The following is a 17,347-nucleotide window of genomic DNA, read 5'->3' as shown; positions in this document are numbered from 1 at the left end:
GGTTGACGTCACAGCCGGTGACGATTGCGATAATTATGGACCGGACGGTTTCGAATCTCGTTCGAAGGGATTCATGAGGTCGTTCGGTTTCATTAAACGAGTGTTGTTCCCACTCAGTTGTAAACCGTTTGGTCTACAATATCGGCCTGTCAGAGGAAACTGAAATGGCGCGCCCGCGCGAGTTCGACGAAGATCAAGTTTTGGAGAAGGCCCTACACGTCTTTTGGGACAAGGGCTATGACGCCGCGTCGCTAGCGGATCTCCAGGAAGCGACGGGGCTCACGAAGTCCAGCTTGTACAAGGCCTTCGAGAGCAAGGAGGGACTGTTTCGGCGCGTGGTCGATCGATACAACGACAACCATCTGGCGTTTCGCGGGCATGCATTGGCGCAGCCGACACCCAAGCTGATCGCCGAATCTCTGCTTGAGGGAATAATCGTGCTTCACACAGGGAAGAACACGCCCTCGGGTTGTCTCCTGACGTTTGCCGCGCTTGCGTGCAGCGCGGACGCGCGCCGGCTGAGCGATGAATTGTCGGAGAGCCGCAATGCTTTTGAGCGGCGTCTGCGCGAGCGCTTCGAGTCAGTGAAGCGGGCCGGGCCGCTTCCGGAAGGTATGACCAGTCATGATGCGGCCTCTTTCGTATCGACGTTCATTCAGGGCCTGGCCGTTCAGGCGAGAGGAGGCGCCACGCGTCGGCAGCTTCGTCAACTGGTGGCGGCCGTGTTGAAGAGCTGGCCCACGGACTAGGAAAACGCTGTCCAGACCTGCTCAGCCGAACATCCGCAGAGTTGCCGAACCAGCAGCGCGCGGCACTTTTCGCAACGGTAGTGTTCGATCGCCACTACGCCTTCGCACTCGCCGACGCCGATCAGCGTCAGCCCTTCTTCTCTGATCCTGTCAGCGGAGCATCCCTGGAGCGTGGAGCATTCGTCGCAAAGTTCCATGACCTGATTGCCGTCTCACGTGAGTCAATCAACAGCGGGAAAAAAGGGGAAAGGGCCCGCGTGAGTGGGCCGTCCATCAGCAAAGGACCCGCGAAGAGAAGCGGGCGAGTCAGTATTGCGCTAATTGGCCTGTCGCGCAGCAAAAATTATTTGGGGAAGCAGACCTAACGGCATGATGCACAGCGTTAGTGCCAAATGCGCTTCATTTCGGTGAGCTTTTCTGCGCGGTCCGACTCGTATCCCTCAACCAAAAGCAATCAGTCAGGCTGCATCCACGCAGGATCGAGCGGCGCCATTCTGCGTAGCGTCAGACGAAAATCGCGCGCGACGGCCGGCAACGTCGCATCGCGTCGGCGGATCAAGCCGATTGTGCGTGCAACCGTCGGCTCGACGAGCGGACGTATCGCAATTCTCGATTGAGCGTCGCGCGGCGCCGCGCAACGTGGAATGATCGAGATACCGAGTCCGGCTTCGACGAGCCCGAGCGACGTCGTCAGATGCTCGATCTCGATCAGCCGGTCCGGGCGCCAGTCGATGTCGCGCAGTGCGGCGTCGAGCATCCGTCGATTACCGCTCGTCGTGCCCGATACGATCAGCGGCCACGGTCTCAGTTCTCGCCATGCAACGTGCTCGCTTTTCGCAAGCGGATGATCGGCGGGGCATGCCAATACATACGGGTCCACTAGCAACTCGTCGATTGCAAGATCCGGCGTTTCATTGACGAGAAACGCGATGCCGAATTCCGCCTCCCCATCGGCGACGCGACGCGCTACCGTCGAAAGATCGGCTTCGATCAGCCTCAACCGCACTTCAGGCCGCTTGCGGTGATAACTGCCGACGATTTTCGGCAGCAGGAACTTCGCGACAGTGGGAATGCACGCAATCGTCAATTGACCCGCGCGGATGCGCGTGGCCTCGGTGACGAGCTGCAACGATGCGTCGAGTTCGCGCAGCACGCTTTGCGCGCGCGGCAAGAGCAGTTCGCCCGATGCCGTGAGCGAGACCGTGCGCGTCGTGCGCTCGAAGAGCATCAGGTCGAGCGCTTCTTCAAGCCGCTTGATGCGTCGCGTCAGCGCAGAGGCGGACAGATTCAGTTCGAGCGCCGCATCGTTGAACGACGCGTGCGAAGCGACTGAAACAAAAGCGCGGAGCGCATCGAGATCGACACCGGGATAGCGAATCATGGGAGCCTGACGGTGGGCCTGGTTCTGGACCTACTTGGCGATTCACAGACTATCGACTGTTGCATGTGAGGCAATAATAATCGCGCCGCACGCAATTCACAAACGCGAGGCGGCTGCGGATACTGGGTGACAGCAAAGCAGCATGCCCGGCTCAAACCCACTACTAGCGCCATTGCGCCTGACACGCGATGAACCAGCACAACGACATCGGCACAAACCCTTATACCGGCGGCGTCGCGGCGTTCGTGGCGGGATTGCGTTACGAAGCGGTCCCCGACGAAGTACGCGCTCGCATCAAGCTGCTGATTCTCGATTCGCTCGGATGCGCGTTGTTCGGCTCGGGCCTCGAATGGAGCCGCATCCTTTCGGACACGCTTGCGGGCATCGATACGACGCAGGGCTGCAACGTGTGGGGCATGCCGTCGAAGCTGTCGGCACCACACGCGGCGCTCGTCAACGGGACGATGATCCAGAGCTTCGAGCTCGACGACGTGCATCGCGCGGGCGTGCTGCACGTCGGCGCGGTGACGTTGCCCGCCGTGCTCGCCATCGCGCAGACGCTGCCCGCCGATGCGCGCATGAGCGGCCGTGATTTTCTGCGCGCCTGCGTCGCTGGCTACGAAGTGGGGCCGCGCGTCGGCATGTGCATGGGACCCGAACATATCGCGCAGGGCTGGCATTCGGGCGCAACGGTTGGCGTGTTTTCGGCTGCGGCGGGCGCGGCGGCCGCGTTGCGTCTCGATACCGCGCGGACGGTGCACGCGCTCGGCATCGGCGGCACGCAGTCGGCGGGCCTGATGGCCGCGCAGTTCGGCGCGATGGTCAAGCGCATGCACGCGGGACGCGCCGCGCAAAGCGGACTGTATGGCGCGCTGCTGGCGCAGAACGGTTTCACGGGCATCGTCGATGTGTTCGAGAACCCGTATGGCGGTTTTTGCAGCACGTTCTCGCGATCGACGGACCGTTTCGATCTGACGCAATTGATCGACGGCCTCGGCGAGCGCTTCGAGACGATGAACATCGCGCTGAAGTTCTATTCGTGCGTGGGCAGCAATCACACGACGCTCGATGCGATCCGCGCGATGCAGGCGCGTCATTCGTTCGGCGCAAACGACGTGGAGTCGATCGTCGTGCATGGCTCGCGTGTGACGGTCGATCACGTCGGCTGGCACTACGTGCCGCAGGGGCTGACGTCCGCGCAGTTGAACCTGCCGTACTGCGTCGCGACGCTATTGCTCGAAGGCGATGTGTTCGTCGACCAGTTCAGCGAAGACAAAGTGGCCGACCCTCAACGCATGGCGCTGGCAGACCGCGTACAGGTGCTCGAAGACCCGTCGATCACCGCGCGCGGGCGCGGCGCGCGCCATACGGTGAGAGTCGAGGTGATACTGCGCGACGGCGCGCGGCTGGAGGAAACCGTGCAGTCGCAGCGCGGCAGCGAGCATGCATTTGCGAGCGATGCCGAAATCATCGGCAAGATGACGAAGCTCGCGGCGCATCGCATCGAAGGCGAGCAGATCCAGCGCATCGTGGACTGGGTCATGCACGCCGAAGAGAAAGCCGACGCGGCAGAACTCGTGCGCTTGCTCGCGACTCAAGATTAGCGGCGCGAGAACATCACAACGCGAGAACATCAACCGCGAGAACATCGCACGCAACACGGCAAGAAAGCGGAAAGCAGCAAAGCAGCAAAGCAGCAAAGCAGCATCCAGGCACCAGACGATAGCGGCCCGACGGCCGCAAGGGGACACAGGATGGCCGCAACGCCTCACGATCTGTCGCTACGGGCCTCTCTCGCCGGGCGGCGGGAACGCCTGCGCTCGATCATCGGCGGCAGCGCGGGCAATGTGATCGAGTGGTACGACTTTCTCGCGTACTCGATCTTCTCGATCTATTTCAGCAAGGCATTTTTTCCGGGCGGCAATCAGACGGTGCAATTGCTTAACGCGGCCGCTGTCGCCGCGATCGGTTATGTGGTGCGCCCACTCGGCAGTTGGGCGATCGGCGCGCTCGCGGACAGGCACGGACGGCGCGTCGCACTGAGCGTATCGGTGGCGATGATGAGCATCGGCTCGCTGATCATCGCGCTGACGCCGACCTACGCGACGATCGGCGTCGCAGCGCCCGGCGTGCTCATCTGCGCGCGGCTGCTGCAAGGCTTCAGCATGGGCGGCGAGGCAGGGACGAGCGCGACGTATCTCAGCGAGATGGCGCCTGCGGGCCGGCGCGGCTTCTTCGTCGGCTTCGTGCAGGTGACGGTCGTGATGGGGCAGCTCGTCGCGCTCGCGTTGATGCTCCTGCTTCAACGGCTCGTGCTGTCGCCCGCGCAACTCGAAGACTGGGGCTGGCGCATTCCGTTTGCAATCGGCGGCGCGCTCGCGGTATTCGCGCTGTATCTGAGGCGCGGCATCGCGGAAACCGATGCGTTCCAGCGCGCCGACGCGCTCACAGCAGGCAAGCAGCGCGGCGAAGCGGAGCGCGGCAGTCTCGTTGCATTGCTGATCCGCCATCGCATGCAGACGTTATGGACTATCGGCATCAGCATCGGCGGCACGGTCGCGTTCTATACGTTCACGATCTATCTGCAAAAGTACATGGTCAACACGACGGGCTTCAGCCGCAATACGGCGACGCTCATCACCACGGTCGCGCTCGTAATCTACATGTGCTTTCAGCCGCTCTATGGACTGCTGTCCGATGCGATCGGCAGGCGTCCTGTCATGCTGATCTTCGGTGTCGGCGGCACATTCTGCACGGTGCCGTTGATGCATGCGCTCGGCACGACGCACAGCGTATGGGTAGCCTTCGCGCTGAACCTCGCGGCGCTCGGCATTCTGAGCGGCTTCTCGTCGATACATTGGCTCGTGAAGTCGGAACTCTTTCCCGCGAAGCTGCGCGCGCTCGGCGTCGGCTTGCCGTTTGCAGTGGTGTCGTCGGTGATGGGCGGCACGACCGAATACCTCGCGCTCAAGTTCAAGCACGCGGGCCATGAGTCATGGTTCTTCTACTACGTGAGCGCGTGCGCGGCCGTATCGCTCGCCACCTATCTGCTGATGCCGGAGACGCGCCATCGCTCCGTCATCGATGAAGAAGCGCGAGGCTAACGGGCCATGCAAGTCACGCAACGGAACGACACGATGCACGATTCGACCGCGACGGCTGCCCACGCGCTCGCGGACTACGCTCACGGCTTGCGATACGAAGCGCTGCCCGCCGACATCGTGCGGCTCGCGAAGGATTGCCTGATCGATGCGATCGGTGCGGCCGTCTATGGTCATCAAGTGGCGGCGGGCGAGGCGGTGCGCCGCTATCTCGCCGATGCGGCGCCCGGACCGTGCGCCGTCCCCGGCATTGCCGACGCGCGCTATCGCGCCGAAGCGGCGGCCTTTGCTGGCGGCGTGCTCGTGCATGCCGCTGAACTCGACAGTCTGCGGCAGCCCGGCGCGGGCGTTCATCCCGGCGCGGTGCTCGTGCCGCCGGCGCTGGCCGTCGCGCAAGTATCGGGTGCATCGGGATGCGATGTGTTGACCGCGCTCGTTGCAGGCATCGAAGTGCTGTTTCGTATCGGCGCGGCGACGAAGCATTCGGCGGAATCGCGCGGATTCCACGCGCCGGGTCTCACGGGCCCGTTCGGTGCTGCAATCGTCGTGGGCAAGCTCGCGTGCGTAGACCGAGAGACGCTGCGGCGCGCGCTCGGCATCGCGGGTTCGCTCGGCGGCGGACTGCTCGAATTCGCGAAGGCGGGCGACGGCGGCCTCGTCAAGCGCGTGCATTTGGGGCGCGCGGCGCAAGCAGGCATCGTCGCCGTGCAACTGGCGCGCGCGGGTTTCGACGGTCCGTCGAGCGTGCTCGAAGGGCGCTACGGGTTTTTGCACGCATATTGCGAGCGCTCCGACGTCGCGCTGCTGACGGACGGTCTCGGCACGCGCTACGAAACGCGGGCGCTCTGCCTGAAGCGCTACGCGTGCCATATCGTTGCGCACACGCCCGTCTACGCGGCGCAACGTCTGCGTGCCGCGCACGATATCGACGCGCGTCGCATCGCATCGGTTCATATCGAAGGCGCGGCACGGCTTGCCGCCAATCACGACATCAAGTCGCCGGCCGATTCGACGCTCGCGCAGTACAGCGTGCCGTACTGCGTCGCCGGGGCGCTGCTGCACGACGCCGACGACCCCGCGACGTTCGGCACGCGGCTGCTCGACGATCCCGCCGTCGGAGAACTGGCGCAGCGCGTGAGCGTCGTCGCAACCGATGCACACGGGCTGTCGACAAAGACGCGCATCACGCTCAACAACGGCACGTGCTACGAAGAAGCGCGCGCGGATTTTCCGGGCTGCCCGAGTTCACCGCTTTCGCGCGAGCAGTTGCGCGCGAAATTCATGCGGATGACGCGCGCGCTCGACAGCGCGGCCGCGCCGCTGTTCGACCGCCTCGACCGCCTCGAAGAGGAAACGGACCTTCACTGGCTACACGCCGCAACGTCACGGCTGCAAGGAGCACACGCATGACGATCGCCCGATGGCTCGGCGAGAGGATCGCCGCATTCCGTTTCGAAGACTTGCCGCCCGAGGCGCTGCGCTGGGCGCGCATCGGCATCGTCGATACCGTCGGCGTGACGTTTGCGGGCGCGAGCGAGCCTTGCACGCGTTTCGCGCATGCGGTCGCGTCGCCGTCGGCGGGCGACGCGCTGGTGTTCGGACGACGCGAGCGCATGAAGCCATCGGATGCGGCGTTCGTCAACGGCACGGCCGCGCATGCGCTCGACTTCGACGATTGCAGCAACACGCTCGGCGGTCATCCGTCGGCGCCCATTCTGCCGGCGCTCTTCGCGGTGGCGGATCACGTTCATGCAAGCGGCCGCGAGTTCGTGAGCGCGTACGTCGCCGGCTTCGAAACGCAAGCGCGCCTCGCGCACGCGGTGAACTTCCATCACTACGACAAGGGCTGGCATCCGACCGCGACGCTCGGCGTATTCGGCGCATGCGCGGCCACGTCGCGTCTGATGCGGCTCGACGCATCGCAAACGGCGACCGCGCTGTCGATTGCCGCGTCGTTCGCATCGGGCGTGAAGGCGAACTTCGGCACGATGACGAAGCCGCTGCATGTCGGTCACGCATCGCGCAACGGGCTCATCGCGGCGCAGCTTGCGCGCGAAGGCTTCACGGCCGGCGACGAGGCGTTCGAGCATCGCCAGGGATTCTTCAATGTCTACAACGGCGCGGGCAACCACGATGCCGAAGCGGCGATACGCGCGTGGGCCGATCCGCTCGATATCGTCGAACCGGGCATCGCGATCAAGCAATATCCGTGTTGCGGCAGCACGCATCCCGCCATCGACGCGATGCTGATGCTCGTCGCCGGGCACGGCCTGACGCCGGAGAAAATCGAGCGCGTGATCTCGCGCACGCATCCGCGCCGCTTGCAGCACACGAACCGCCCGCAGCCGAAGAGCGCGCTCGACGCGAAGTTCAGCGTGCAGTACTGCGTCGCAAGAGCCCTTGCACAAGGGCGCGTCGTGCTATCCGATTTCGAAGGCGATGCGTATGCGAATGCATCGATCCAGGCCGTGATGAAGAAAGTGACGGCCGAGCCCGATCCGCTCGCGGACCAGCAGCCCGATCATTTCGGCGCGGAGGTGGTCGTCGAGTTGCGCGACGGGCGCAGCGTGTCGAAGCGCGTCGCGCGCGCGGCGGGGCGCACGTCGGCGAATCCGCTGCCTGACTCGCGTATCGAGACGAAATTTCTGGATTGCGCTTCGCACGCGCTGACGGCAGACGCGTGCGCGCGAGCGCTCGCTGCGCTGTGGCAGGTCGAGCGTCTCGAAGATATCGCCGCGTTCACTGCGCAGATGGAGGCTGGCTTGAAGCCTGATTTGAAGCCGGATTCAAAGTCAGGTTGAAGCACGCCAGCGGATCAGCAACACACCGTCCCGCAGACCCGATAGCAAATCGCGCGGCCAAGAACGCGCGGATTCGAAGGAGACAGGCATGAACGATTCACTCGTCGCCGCGCGCGTCGACCGTTTGCCGAACTCGCGGATGCATCGCGAATGGATGCTGCTGTTTGCGATCCCGCTGTTTTTCGACAGCTGCGACATCAACACGTTTGCTTCGGCTGCGCCCGCGCTGATCCGGCATTGGCATATCGCGATCAACGAAATCGCGCTGATCACATCCGCGAGCTTTATCGGCATGTTCTTCGGCGCGACGTTGGGCGGCATGCTGTCGGACCGCATGGGACGTCGGCGCTCGCTGACCGTGTTCGTCCTGATTTCGTCGCTCGGCTCGCTCGCAACTGCGCTCGTGCCGGGCGTTCCGTATCTGTTCGCGGCGCGCGTGGTGACGGGCTTCGGCATTTCAGCGGGCATGGTGACGGTGATGACGTACATCGCCGAGCTGTTTCCGGCGAGGTCGCGCGGCACGTGGCAATCATGGGCGATGGTGATCAACCTGTGCGCGATTCCGTTGACGAATCTCGTCGCGCGGCTCGTCGTGCCCTTCGGCCCGGACGGCTGGCGCTGGGTGTTCGTATGGGGCTCGCTCGGCATCGTGTTTCCACTGATCGTGCGACGCTTGCCCGAGTCGCCGCGCTGGAGCGCTCGCGTCGGCCGCTTCGACGACGCCGAAGCCGCGATTGCCGCCATGGAAGCGCGCGTGACGGCCGAAGGTCATACGCTGTCATCGCCTGCCGTCGTCGCGCGTGCGCCCGAAGCGCGCGAGCCGTGGACCGCGATGTTCAACAGCGTCTACCGCCGTCGCACGCTCACGCTGTGCGCGATCTGGCTGTTGCAGACCATCGGCTTCTACGGCTTCGAAGCGTGGGTGCCGACGCTGCTCGTGCATCACGGCATCACGGTCGCGCGCAGTCTCACGTACTTCACGCTGATCAACGTCGGCGCGCCGCTCGGCGCGTTGCTCGCCGTCGCGTTCGCCGATCGTTTCGAGCGCAAGCATCTGATCGCGCTCGTCGCGTTTCTGATCGCGTGCTTCGGCTTGCTGTACGGACTGAGCTTCCAGCCGGTTCTGATCGTCACGTTCGGTTTCGCGGTCGGCATGTTGACGCAGACCTTCGCGACGCTGCTCTACTCGTACACGCCCGAGCAGTTTCCGACGGGCGTGCGCAACAGCGCGACGGGCCTGACGTATGGCGCAGGCCGCGTTGCCAACGTGGCGAACGCCTTCGTGATCGCCGCGATCTACACCGGCTATGGCTATGTGACCGTGTTCATGTACATCGCGGGCGCGTGGACGCTCACTGCGCTTATCACATTGTTGTTCGGTCCGCGCACGACGGGCCGCAGCCTCGAAACGCTGAGCCCCGCCGTCGATCCGAACGCAACCGGCGACGCCTCGCTGCAACCGCTCGCCGACTATCCACGCCGCTGACTACGCAACCGGAGACCTGACTGATGACCCTCGACGAACTCAACGATATCGACGTACTCGTGATCGGCGCCGGCAATGCCGCCGCGAATGCGGCACTGGCCGCGCGCGAAGGCGGCGCGCGCCGCGTCGCGATGCTCGAAAGCGCGCCCGAAAGTGCGCGCGGCGGCAATTCGGCATTCACGGGCGGCGCGTTCCGTTTCGTCTACGAGTCGGTCGATGACTTGCTGAAGCTCGCGCCCGACATCGCCGAACTCGATCTGCCGAACATCGATTTCGGCACCTATACGCGCGAGCAGTATTTCGACGACGTGGGCCGCCTGACCGAATATCGCGCCGACCCGGACCTGATCGAAGTGCTGATCGGCAACAGCTACGAAGCCGCGCTGTGGCTCAAGCGGCATGGCGTGCGCTTTCAGCCGGCGCTCGGACGTCAGGCGTTTCGCGTCGAAGGCAAGTTTCGTTTCTGGGGCGGCCTTGCGTGCCATATCCTCGGCGGCGGCACGCATCTCGTCGAAACGCTGCACGACGCGCTCAAGCGCGCGGAAGTCGGCGTCGTCTATCAGATGCAGGCGACGGGGCTCCTGTATGGCGACGGACGCATCGAAGGCGTGCGCGCATTGCATCGCGGACGTCCCGTCGAAATCCGCGCGAAGGCAGTCGTGCTCGCGTGCGGCGGCTTCGAGTCGAACCCGGAGATGCGCGCCCGCTATCTCGGTCCGAACTGGGATCTCGCGAAAGTACGCGGCACGCGTTACAACACGGGCTGGGGTCATCGGATGGCGATGGAGATCGGCGCGGCCGTGACGGGGCATTGGTCGGGCGCGCACGCGGTTCAATGGGACATGAACGCGCCCGAATATGGCGACCTGACGATCGGCGATCGCTTCCAGAAGCACAACTATCCGTTCGGGATTCTGGTGAACGCGAAGGGCGAGCGCTTCCTCGACGAAGGGCTGGACTTTCACAGCTTCACCTATGCGAAGTACGGCCACGAGGTGCTTCGCCAGCCGGGCCTGTTCGCATGGCAGATCTTCGATCAGAAAGTGGTGAAGCTGTTGCGCGACGAATACCGCATTGCGCGCATCACGAAGGAAACGGCGAATACGCTCGAAGAACTCGCGCAGAAGCTGACGGGGGTCGACCCGGAAGGTTTTCTGCGCACGGTGCGCGCGTACAACGCGGCGGAGCGTCCCGACGTGTCGTTCGATCCGAACGTGCACGACGGCTTGCGCACGCGCGGGCTCGCGATCGACAAGACCAACTGGGCGAACCGGCTCGATACGCCGCCTTACGAGGCATATGGCGTGACGGCAGGCGTGACGTTCACGTTCGGCGGGCTGAAGGTGTCGACGGCTGCGGAAGTGCTCGACGTGTCGGGCGCGCCGATTCCAGGCCTTTACGCGGCGGGCGAAATCGTCGGCGGTCTCTACTATCACAACTACGGCAGCGGCACGGGACTGGTCGCGGGCGTCGTGTTCGGCAGGCTGGCGGGCGAAGGCGCGGCGCGCCTCGTCGCTCGCTGAACGCCGCATAGCGGAGGGCGCTTTTCGATGCTGCTGCTGGACAACGAATGCGTCGCGCGTCTGTTGACGATGCGCGATTGCATCGACGCGCAGGCGCGGGCGTTTGCGGGGCTGCCGGCTGGCGCGTCGATCGGCCGCCCGCGCTTCGACACCTATGTGCCGACCACGCGCGAGGACGGCTACTACCGTTTCGGTTCCGTCGATGGCGCGACGAACGGCATTCTCGCCGTGCGGTTGAAGTCGGACGTGATGGTGTGGCCTCGTGATCGGGATGGCGGAGCCGGTCATTCGGGATCGCATCGCGCGGGCAGCGAGCAGAAGTACTGCATCGAGCCGGGCACGTACTGTGGTCTCGTGATGCTCTTTAGCACCGAGAACGGCGAGCCGCTCGCGATCATCAACGATGGGCATTTGCAGCATATGCGCGTCGGCGGCGCTGCGGGGCTCGGCACGCGTCTGCTCGCGCGCGTAGATGCGCAAACCATCGGCATGATCGGCTCGGGCGGCATGGCCGAGACGTTTCTCGATGCGCTGTGCTGCGTGCGCGACATTCGCCGTGTGCGCGTATATAGCCGACGCGAAGAGAACCGGCGACGTTTCGCTCGCGCGATGGCGGACAGGTTGCAGATAGACATCGAAGCCGTGGACAGCGCTCGCGATGCGGTGCGCGGCGCGGATATCGTCGCGACCTGCACGGATAGCATGTCGCCCGTACTCGACGCCGCGTGGCTCGAACCGGGCATGCATGTCGTCGCGTTGACGCCGCGCGAGTTCGATGCAAGCGTCGCGCGGCGCTTCGACGTTGCGATTGCACAGGGCCGCGAGCGCTTGCCGTTGGAGGAGAGCGAGCGGTTCAGCCAGCACATTTCTGGAAGCCCGAATGCGTTCGTCGGCGGCAGCATCGACGAACGGCGACGGCTGCCCGTCTCAAGCGGAGAGCGCGTGGATACGAGCGGCTGGCCCGTCTACAGCGATGTGATAACGGGCCGCGCGCCAGGCCGCACGAGCGCGGAGCAGATCACGTTCTACTACACGGTCGGCAATTGGGGCGTGCAGTTCGCGGCCGTCGGCGGACATGTGTACCGCGAGGCGATCAGACAGGGCGTCGGCATGATGTTGCCGCGCGAGTGGTTTATACAGAACATCCGCAATTAGTGAAAAGAGCAAACGGTGCCGGCAACACGCAAAGGACGCGCATCCTGGCGTAGTGAGCCGATAGGCTGCAAAACCAGATGTTTTCTTTCAGTTCGCCTCATTTCGTGAGGCGATTTTTTTTGCCCGCGACGAGGGTGATTGCGGATTGATGTCGCGAATCGATGGGTGTTGATCGCCGCCCGCCTTGGCGAATCGCCTCCATTCCGCGTTGCTGTCCTGATCAGCGGGCTGCCTCATCGGAAGCCTGTCTGTCGCATCTTCGTGGCTTTGTCACCCCTCATAACGGCAGGGGGCAGCCCGCGGCGGCCGTACTAATCTACCCGATGTCTCTCCGCTTATTGGTCCCGCAGTGTGGGCGGGCGCGTCCACCCATCTCTCTCGTTTCAGGAGTTCCGATGTTCCCGGTAAAGCGTTTTCTTCTCGCACTGACTCTGGTGTGCGGTGCCTTGCAGGCATCGGCGCAGACCGCCGCATCTGCAACGCCGCCAGTCCCCGTGACTGCAGACAACTTCGTCCGTGCGGAGTCGGACATGGAGTTCGCGGCAGTCGTGAAGCTGAACGGCTTTGGGCGTTTTGTCCATCTTCGCGAGCTTTCTCCGATAAACCGGCAAATCGTCGTGCGCGTGAATCGCGACACGCTCTATTCGGCCGCCGTATTCGATCTCGATGCAGGACCGGTCACGATTACTCTTCCCGACGCGGGCAAGCGTTTCCGCTCGATGATCGTCATCAACGAGGACCACTACGCGCAGGAGGTGGTCTACGATGCGGGCAAGTACACCCTCACGAAAGAGAATGTCGGCACGCGGTATGTGCTCGCGACGGTACGAACGCTGGTCGATCCGGCAGATCCCGCGGACCTCAGACAGGTTCACGCGCTGCAGGATGAAACGAAAGTCGAACAGCCCAGCGCGGGCCGGTTCGAGGTGCCCAATTGGGACCCAGTCAGCCACAAGAAGGTGCGCGACGCGCTGAGGGTTCTGGGTTCGACCGTGCCGGACACGAGGGACGCGTTCGGCCGCAAGGGCGAGGTTTCGCCGATACGCCACCTCATCGGCGCAGCCGTGCTGTGGGGCGGCAATCCCGACAAGGATGCGATCTATTTGACCGTCACCCCGCCGAAGAACGATGGCAAGACCTTGTACAAGCTTCACGTACGCGATGTCCCCGTCGATGGCTTCTGGTCGGTCACGGTCTATAACGCCTCCGGCTATATCGACCCGAATCCGTTGAACGCCTACACGATCAATAGCGTCGTAGCGAAGAAGGGAGCCGACGGCTCGGTCGATGTGCAATTCGGCGGATGCGACGGCAAGCGCGACAACTGTCTGCCGATCGAACCGGGCTGGAATTACACGGTTCGTCTCTATCGTCCACACCCCGAAGTTCTCGAGCGCAAATGGGACTTCCCGAAAAGCGTGCCCATGTCGTGATCGCGCGGGCGCGCATCGTCGAGGCGCCCGCTGCATGACTGGCGGGCGCTGCTGATGAGGCTACGGACTTCACGAGCCGCTGCCTGCGAAATTCAAATGATCTGACGAACGACAGCGGTTGCATCCGAAGCCAAATGCGCTGGCGATGCAACCGGCCTGTTCACCGGGCACACGCCCACGCGCAATGTCCGCCGACCGGGCTCAGAGGGATGCCCGCCATCCAGCGCCCACAATCCGCGAATTCCGGCGCACTTGTTCGCGTGTCTAAAGCGCCCAAAAAGCCCGCACCGCAAGGCGCTCAGCCCGATGACACACGGTGAAATAACTTCCGCATAGCCTGTAACGGCGTCCATCACTACAGTGCGCATATCGGATGCGATGCACTGACCCACAACTTCACCGCAGACGATACCTCCCGCCACAACCGTTATGGCATCGTCATGGAAAACCTTGGGAAATTCACGTTGTACGTCACGGCTTTCGTCATCGTCGTATCGATGATCGAAGCCGTCTGGCTCACCCGCAAGAACCGCAATACGGCCACGCCGTTTGCATGGTACGAAGTCTGGCTTTCGATCGTCGATCTGGTCGCGCGCAAGCTGCTTGCGCTGCTGCCGCTCTCGCTCGCGGCACCTGTTTTCGCCTTCGCCTGGGACCACCGCCTCTTCACGGTGGAACTCAACAGCGCGCTGATGGTGCTGGCGCTCTTCGTCGGCCAGGAGTTCTGCTACTACTGGTATCACCGCGCGTCGCATCGCGTGCGCTACTTCTGGGCCACGCATGCCGTGCACCATTCGCCGAACCAGCTGACGCTTTCCACCGCGTACCGTCTCGGCATCACGGGCAAGGTGTCGGGCGCGGCTGTGTTCTTCGTGCCGCTCGTCTGGCTCGGCGTGCGTCCCGAAGTCGTGCTGATGACGCTCTCGATCAACCTGCTGTACCAGTTCTGGCTGCATACGACGTGGATTCCGAAGCTCGGCTGGCTCGAGTACGTGTTCAATACGCCGTCGTCGCACCGTGTTCACCATGCGTCGAATGTCGATTATCTGGACGCGAACTACGGCGGCGTGCTGATCGTCTTCGACCGGCTGTTCGGCACCTACGTCGAAGAACGCGCCGACGAGCCCTGCCGGTACGGTCTCGTCACCCCCACGACGTCGCGCAATCCGTTCGTCGTCGAGTTCGAGCACTGGGCGACGCTGGTTCGGGACGTCGTGAAGGCGAAGAGCGTGTGGATCGCGATCAACCACGTGATCCAGCCGCCCGGCTGGCTGCCCGACGGAGGCGGCGAAACCACGGAAGAACTGCGCCGCAAGGGCAAGCCGGCAACCCGCGAGTGCGAAGCTGTCAACGGCTGATCAGAAGATAAAGCAGCATCGGACAGGGCGCGTGAAGTGACACGCGCCCTGTCGCTTTTCAGGGCCGCGCGACGCTGCCAGCGATTATCCCGCCGCTGCGTGAAAGCCATGTCCATCGAGGCGCGGTATGGCACGGTCGTGCTGCATTGTCCACGCGCCCAACTGATTCGGCGCTCAATCCGTAACAGTTACCATGGCAATATCTGACTGCCGGCACGATCTTCGTGCGGCGTTTGGGCTGTTTCGTGCAAAGAGGAAATCGTGATGGACGACGACGCGCATGCCTTTAACCAGCTTCGCCCGCGTTTGCAGAAGATTGCGTATCGAATGCTCGGGTCCGTGGCCGAAGCCGAGGACATCGTGCAGGACGTATGGCTGCGCTGGCATTCTGCGGCGCGCGAGGGCATCGACAATGCGGAAGCCTGGCTCGTCGCGGTCACGACGCGAATGTCGATCGACCGTCTGCGCGCGGCGAAGATCCAGCGCGAGCACTACACGGGCATCTGGTTGCCCGAGCCGCTGCTGACGGAGCCACCGGCGACGCCCGAGGAGATGACCGAGCGCGCCGACGACGTGTCCGTGGCCTTTCTGGTGCTGCTCGAACGGCTGACACCGGAAGCGCGTGCGGCGTTTCTGCTGCGCGAGGTTTTCGATGCGGACTATGTCGATATCGCCGATATCGTCGGCAAGACGGAAGCGGCGTGCCGTCAGCTGGTGAGCCGCGCCAAGGCGCAACTGCGCGAGGCGCACCCGCGCCATGCCGTGCCGCGCGAGACGCATCGCCGGCTGCTGAAGACGTTCGCGCAGGCGTGCGAAGGCGGCGACTTCGCGTCGATCCACGCGCTGCTCGCCGAAGACGCGACGCTGATCGGCGACGGCGGCGGCAAGGTGCCGAGCTTCCCGCGTCCGATGCTGGGCGGCCGGCGCATCGCACAGCTTTTCTACGCGTCGTCGCTTCGCTACAAGAGCGGGCTTCGCGTGAAGCTCGTGATGCTCAACGGGGAGTGGGCGCTGCTGCGCTATTTCGAAGGCAAGCTCGAATCGGCGCAGACGTTCGAGACGGACGGCCAACGCATCGTCGGCATCCACGTCCAGCGCAATCCCGACAAGCTGGCGCGCATCGTCGCCGCGCACGGCAATCCCTGAGCGGCCGTCCATCCCGCGATCCGGCGTGCACGCGCGGCGAGTACCGGATGACCGATGCGCCGATTGGTGCTTCACGGGCAACAGCGTGAGCCCGATCCCATGTCTACCGCCGCACGCCCCGCACACCTACCATGGCTTCATGCGGCTCATCGCCGCTCATGGCACCCTGGAAGTACGGGTGTTTCCCTTATCGTCGCCAGGAGACATCATGACCCAGCGCATCAACTATGTTCAGCAATCGCCGGAACTGTTCAAGAAGTACCTCGAATTCACGACGCTGTTGAAGGACAGCGCGATCGAAGAGACGATCCGCGACCTTGTTTCGATCCGCGCGTCGCAGATCAACGGATGTGCGTTTTGCCTCGACATGCACGTGAAGGAAGCGCGCATTCACGGCGAGCGGGAGCTGCGCATCCATCATCTTCCGACGTGGCGCGAGTCGACGCTCTTCTCCACGCGCGAACGTGCCGCGCTCGCGTGGGTGGAAGTGCTGACGAAGCTGCCCGAGCACGGCGTCGAGGACGATCTCTACGAGCGCGTGCGCGGCCAGTTCTCCGAAAAGGAATTGTCCGATCTGACGTATGAAGTCATGGCCATCAACGGTTGGAATCGTGCAAACATCGCGTTCAGGACGGTGCCCGGTTCGCTGGACAAGGCATACGGCCTCGACAAGGCCAACCTCGCCTGAGGCGCGCTGTCGTTTCGCTATCCCGGCCCGCCCGCGTGGGCCGCATCGTTGAGGAGCACACCATGTTTCTCTCGAAGAGATCCGTCATGTCATTGCTGGTCGTCACGGGCGCTTTGATGGGGCAGGCGGCCCGCGCCGCAGCGCCGGAGGCCATCGTCACGCCTGTAATGACGCAGCCGCTCGAAGACTATCCGGGCAAGGAGGCACTGATGATCACGGTCGAATATCCGCCTGGCTCCGTCGATCCCGTCCATCGGCATTTCGCGCACGGGTTCATCTACGTGCTGGAAGGGTCGATCGTGATGCAGGTAAGGGGCGGAAAGGAAGTCACGCTCAAGCCCGGGCAGAGCTTCTATGAAGGCCCGAACGATGTTCACACGGTCGGGCGCAACGCGAGCCAGACACAGCCGGCAAAGTTCCTCGTGGTATTCCTGAAGAACAAGGGTGCGCCCATTCTCGTGCCGGAAAAGTGAGCGCGGTGGCCGGCGGCGCGCCGGGCCGATGAAAAAAATCTGCGTGAAATGCA

General features: G+C 63.7%; 14 protein-coding genes. 13 read left to right on the top strand and 1 reads right to left on the bottom strand.

Annotated features, from left to right (window positions below):
• The first annotated feature begins 128 nt into the window (after nt 1-128).
• Nucleotides 129-749 carry a TetR/AcrR family transcriptional regulator gene (locus AABE10_RS25765; RefSeq protein ID WP_342936046.1) on the top strand — a complete coding sequence of 207 codons (621 nt, stop codon included), beginning with the start codon at nt 129-131 and terminating at the stop codon, nt 747-749.
• A 454-nt stretch (nt 750-1,203) separates the two neighbouring features.
• Here AABE10_RS25765 and AABE10_RS25760 read toward each other — a convergent pair whose 3' ends face one another.
• Nucleotides 1,204-2,130, bottom strand: coding sequence for a LysR family transcriptional regulator (locus AABE10_RS25760; protein WP_342936045.1), 927 nt, complete (start codon nt 2,128-2,130; stop codon nt 1,204-1,206).
• 188 nt (nt 2,131-2,318) lie between these two features.
• Here AABE10_RS25760 and AABE10_RS25755 point away from each other — a divergent pair, with 188 nt between their 5' ends.
• The 12 genes from AABE10_RS25755 to AABE10_RS25700 all read left to right on the top strand — a co-directional run bounded on the left by AABE10_RS25755 (nt 2,319) and on the right by AABE10_RS25700 (nt 17,294).
• Nucleotides 2,319-3,734, top strand: coding sequence for an MmgE/PrpD family protein (locus AABE10_RS25755; protein WP_342936044.1), 1,416 nt, complete (start codon nt 2,319-2,321; stop codon nt 3,732-3,734).
• Between the two features lie 150 nt (nt 3,735-3,884).
• Entirely contained in the window at nt 3,885-5,234 is a 1,350-nt protein-coding gene (locus AABE10_RS25750; protein ID WP_342936043.1) for an MFS transporter, read from the top strand.
• Nucleotides 5,235-5,267: 33 nt separating this feature from the next.
• A complete protein-coding gene (locus AABE10_RS25745) occupies nt 5,268-6,641 on the top strand; it encodes an MmgE/PrpD family protein (protein ID WP_342936042.1) in 1,374 nt (457 codons plus the stop codon).
• The gene (locus AABE10_RS25740; RefSeq protein WP_342936041.1) at nt 6,638-8,032 is read left to right on the top strand and encodes an MmgE/PrpD family protein; all 1,395 of its coding nucleotides are present in this window, start codon (nt 6,638-6,640) and stop codon (nt 8,030-8,032) included. Before AABE10_RS25745 ends, AABE10_RS25740 begins: the two co-directional genes overlap by 4 nt.
• A gap of 88 nt (nt 8,033-8,120) precedes the next feature.
• Nucleotides 8,121-9,518, top strand: a complete 1,398-nt coding sequence (locus tag AABE10_RS25735) for an MFS transporter (protein WP_342936040.1) — start codon at nt 8,121-8,123, stop codon at nt 9,516-9,518.
• 23 nt (nt 9,519-9,541) lie between these two features.
• Nucleotides 9,542-11,041 carry an FAD-dependent tricarballylate dehydrogenase TcuA gene (tcuA, locus tag AABE10_RS25730; RefSeq protein WP_342936039.1) on the top strand — a complete coding sequence of 500 codons (1,500 nt, stop codon included), beginning with the start codon at nt 9,542-9,544 and terminating at the stop codon, nt 11,039-11,041.
• 27 nt (nt 11,042-11,068) lie between these two features.
• Nucleotides 11,069-12,196, top strand: coding sequence for an ornithine cyclodeaminase family protein (locus tag AABE10_RS25725; protein ID WP_342936038.1), 1,128 nt, complete (start codon nt 11,069-11,071; stop codon nt 12,194-12,196).
• A 395-nt stretch (nt 12,197-12,591) separates the two neighbouring features.
• Nucleotides 12,592-13,629 (top strand): DUF1214 domain-containing protein, encoded by a 1,038-nt coding sequence (locus tag AABE10_RS25720; RefSeq protein ID WP_428983389.1) that lies wholly within the window; start codon nt 12,592-12,594, stop codon nt 13,627-13,629.
• A gap of 440 nt (nt 13,630-14,069) precedes the next feature.
• Complete coding sequence (locus AABE10_RS25715) at nt 14,070-14,987, top strand: sterol desaturase family protein (RefSeq protein ID WP_342936036.1); 918 nt, start codon at nt 14,070-14,072, stop codon at nt 14,985-14,987.
• Between the two features lie 264 nt (nt 14,988-15,251).
• On the top strand, nt 15,252-16,133 hold the full coding sequence (locus tag AABE10_RS25710) for an RNA polymerase sigma-70 factor (protein WP_342936035.1): 882 nt from the start codon (nt 15,252-15,254) through the stop codon (nt 16,131-16,133).
• A 208-nt stretch (nt 16,134-16,341) separates the two neighbouring features.
• Nucleotides 16,342-16,821, top strand: a complete 480-nt coding sequence (locus AABE10_RS25705; protein ID WP_342936034.1) for a carboxymuconolactone decarboxylase family protein — start codon at nt 16,342-16,344, stop codon at nt 16,819-16,821.
• Between the two features lie 62 nt (nt 16,822-16,883).
• Nucleotides 16,884-17,294 (top strand): cupin domain-containing protein, encoded by a 411-nt coding sequence (locus tag AABE10_RS25700; protein ID WP_342936033.1) that lies wholly within the window; start codon nt 16,884-16,886, stop codon nt 17,292-17,294.
• Nucleotides 17,295-17,347 lie beyond the last annotated feature (53 nt).

The organism is Paraburkholderia diazotrophica, assembly GCF_038900755.1.
GTDB lineage: Bacteria > Pseudomonadota > Gammaproteobacteria > Burkholderiales > Burkholderiaceae > Paraburkholderia > Paraburkholderia diazotrophica_A.
The sequence above is the reverse complement of the archived record's forward strand: the minus strand, read 5'-3'. Positions and strand labels throughout refer to the sequence as shown.